This is a genomic window from Vibrio sp. ZOR0018, assembly GCF_963865925.1.
GTDB classification, from domain to species: Bacteria; Pseudomonadota; Gammaproteobacteria; order Enterobacterales; family Vibrionaceae; genus Vibrio; species Vibrio anguillarum.
The window spans coordinates 1-3,462 of record NZ_CAWMCN010000043.1; the positions used below are offsets into that span (position 1 = coordinate 1).

Genomic DNA, 3,462 nt, shown 5'->3' on the forward strand with positions numbered 1-3,462 from the left:
AGCTCCGTCAGTTCAAATACATTGGGCTGACGTTTTTTAGTTTCCGTTGAACCTGTAGAACTGCATAACGCCCAATTAAGTAGCCCGAAACGCACTACCGAACTTTCCGCATTGCTCGGCAACACGACATTCAACGCAAACCAAAAGTGCTAAGCGTTGAGGGTCTGCTTGAATTGTTTGTTATGTTTTACCACAAATGACTGATTTACTTGGCAAAGAACTGCATTGTTGAACGTATTTCAAGAAGTCAGTCACACGCTCAACCTCACTTGGCCGCCAAATGCACGAAACATAAAACGCGTAAATTCACTTCCCTGCCCAATGAGGCAACCCGCCTTAGTCTCAACAAGCGCCCTCTCTTTCCAATCAAAGCGCAGAACAATGGCAAATTGCCGAGGCAACTGCCAAGCCGAGATACTACTTGGCAAATACGCTAAAAGCGCTCTAAAGCCAGCGAAACCTAAAACCAACCGACCCGATTTGCAAATGAAGCAACCCACGAATATTGGCATGTTTTACGGGCTGAGTGATTCATGAACTTAGACCGACAATGCGGATTTGCTGAAGTACTCGAACGAACTGCCAAAGGGACAAAGAAAATAGATCGAAGAAGCTTTAAGCCACTGAAATACAAGTAAACATAACGCCCGCTTAAGGGGCAGACAACGCTACTACCAACTTACCGCATAACACCGTAATCACAAATACCAACGCATAGTAAAAATGCCGCGCGTTGGCTGTCCCTCTTGAAGCGTTTGTTAAGCAACATACCCACGAAACTTAAGAGATTTATCAATCAGATTTTTCAAGTTGATCAGTGAAGCTTCTTTGGGCGGTAGATCTAAGAACCGATTCGCTTCATCGATTGAAGTAAAGTTGCCTTGTTGTGAAATATGAAATAGAAACAACGTAATAAAATATCGTTGTACTTGAAAACCATAACTTTTAGCCATTGTATTTTCCTGACCAGCATGAACATTTCTATTTCGATATTCACGTAAATGCTCAAGTATCTGCCGATGGTATTCATGCTCCTCATATAAAAATGAACAACGGATTGGAACAGCATCACAATTGCTATCATTGGGTGCAGCTATACACTCAAGAGCTCCCCAAGCCCTCAAAACAGCAACATTCTGATTTGCTTCATCAAAGGCACGTACATACCTTAGCAAGGCATCACAAAGTAATGAATAGTACTGCCTATCGAATTTAGACAGTTTTCCTATAATTGTTCGCAAATTCTTTGCAATTATTTTATCATCTTTTACATGGTGAGGTCTCGCTTGAATAAAGCTTGGATCAAGCCAAAAAGTTTCATCAAATACATTTCCAACGTCATCATGCACTGTGTGAAAATTTCCCAACCTGATCTTATTTATTGGCTCCCACTTATTTCCATAAGTTTCATAAGAATTATTACAAAAAACTGAGAGTAATCCTCTGAGAAGATCTAACGTCCTTAGAGCCATATTTGCAGCAAGCTTTTCTGACTTCGCCTTAACTTCAACAACAACTTTTGTATAACCTATTGACTCGACATCAACATAAGGTCGCCTCCTGAGAATCAATGCTTCTCTACCTTTAAACTTTCTTGGAAAACTATTTTTATAAAACCTAATCGTACAATTTTGAAGTTCAAATTTCCGAATGCCAAAATTTGTAATCGATAGAGATGTAAGAACAAAGTATTTATTATCACGTTTCGCGATAGAGTTATTAATATTTAAATCTAGTACATTGATAAAATATTTGTGATCTATTTTAGGAGATTTGGCAACTTCCCATACCGTTTTCTTTACAAGAGAATGCTTATCTAGGTCTTCAGCTATAGGAGGGAAATTTATCATGCTTTCTAATGCAGTGATCGCGTCATGATGTTCGAAGCCAGAAAACGATAGTGTTCCATCAATCAATGTCTTGATACTGTCAATCTTAGCCAAAATAACACTCGGTTTTAGATTTTTATTTTTCTTCCAACAAACTTTCACTTTTTCTCCTGTTGCTTAACGCCCAATTAAGGTGTGAAGCACGCGACCACGACACTTAATTTGACCACCGTAAACACTGAACTCAACCCGAACCGAAAATGCCAAGCGTGCTGAATCACTCTTAAATTGTTTGTTAGTTGCACAATGCACACTGAATTTTTTGTTTATTTTCAGTGATATATTCTATGTCATCTAGATAAGCCTGAAGATGACCTTGCTCTATGTTTTCAGCAAAAGACTCATTACCATTTTCAGCTTCACTGCGCATGAACGAAACTAACGCCTGTAACCGCTGAATCATTACATCGGCTAATTGACTTCTTTCGGACTCAGTTGCACCGTAACTATCACAGAACAACTTAGCTCTAGCCACCTGCTCAGAAATTGTACCTAACTTATCATTACTGTCAGTTTTGAAAGGCGACCAGCAATAAATTGAGTATGCTAAATCCCATATTCTTGGCGCTGGGTGCGCAGTATCGAAGTCAAACACACCAACAACTATATTCTCAGAAAGAGCAACATTGTATGGAGTAAAGTCACCATGACAGATAACCTCAAAAGGCTCTCTCGGCTCTAGCATCCACTCGTGAGCATTAACATAAATTTGTTTCAAAAGTAGCGCTGTTGAATCATGTATTTTGCGTAATAATTTACCCGCAGAAATGAGGGCATCAGCAGTGGCGATTGCACCGACCAACGGATAATTATAAGTACTGCCGACGACAAAACTTAAGATTTCCTGATCTTGCTTTACACCAAGGAATCTTGGGCATTCAGCCACATTCGCCTGCTCAAGGTGCTTCAAAATAAAGTGAATTGTAGGACTCCACGGTTGAAGAGGTCGATAGACAACTTCACCATCTCGGTATATTGCGGATTCTCTTCCGCCTGATAATTCTTCCACGAAACCTCCCTGTGCAACTAACGCCCGGTTAAGGGGCTGACAACGCAAAACACTGAACCTAAAATAACAACCGTAATCACAAAGGCCGATTTGAACAAAAACCGCCACGCGTTGGCAGTCCCTCTTTAACCGTTTGTTATGCAAATTCAATAAGATAAACTGACTTTACTCGATCAAAAGCCACAATTGCAACGGTTGAGTGATTCAAGAACCAACCCGAGCAAGAGCCGTGATAAATAAGCCGCCAAAACAAAGCCCACCTTTCAACAACAAACCAAGCTTTTGAATGAGACAAACTCAACAAGCAAGACTTTCAGCAAATGCGAAATGCTCGATAAACTTGCCCTTTCCACACTTTGCGCACGCTGAATTGACAACAAACCAGCACCAAAACTCATTGAGGCGAACAAAGAATCTTACCTGTTTTACGGCTTGAGTGAACCACGAATTTGAGGGTAAAAATGCTCATTTGCCGACAACACAGAACGAATGGCCGGAGAAATCCCAAAAGATTGAACCCCTAAATTTACCTGAGTTGCATAACGCCCGGCTAAGGGGTTGACA

General features: G+C 40.6%; 2 protein-coding genes. Both read right to left on the bottom strand.

Annotated features, from left to right (window positions below):
• Positions 1-758 precede the first annotated feature (758 nt).
• Entirely contained in the window at positions 759-1,991 is a 1,233-nt protein-coding gene (locus tag AACR75_RS01175) for a hypothetical protein (RefSeq protein ID WP_047691473.1), read from the bottom strand.
• A 133-nt stretch (positions 1,992-2,124) separates the two neighbouring features.
• Positions 2,125-2,898: an aminoglycoside phosphotransferase family protein gene (locus tag AACR75_RS01180; protein ID WP_047691476.1), complete on the bottom strand. Its 774-nt coding sequence runs from the start codon at positions 2,896-2,898 to the stop codon at positions 2,125-2,127.
• Between the last annotated feature and the right edge of the window lie 564 nt (positions 2,899-3,462).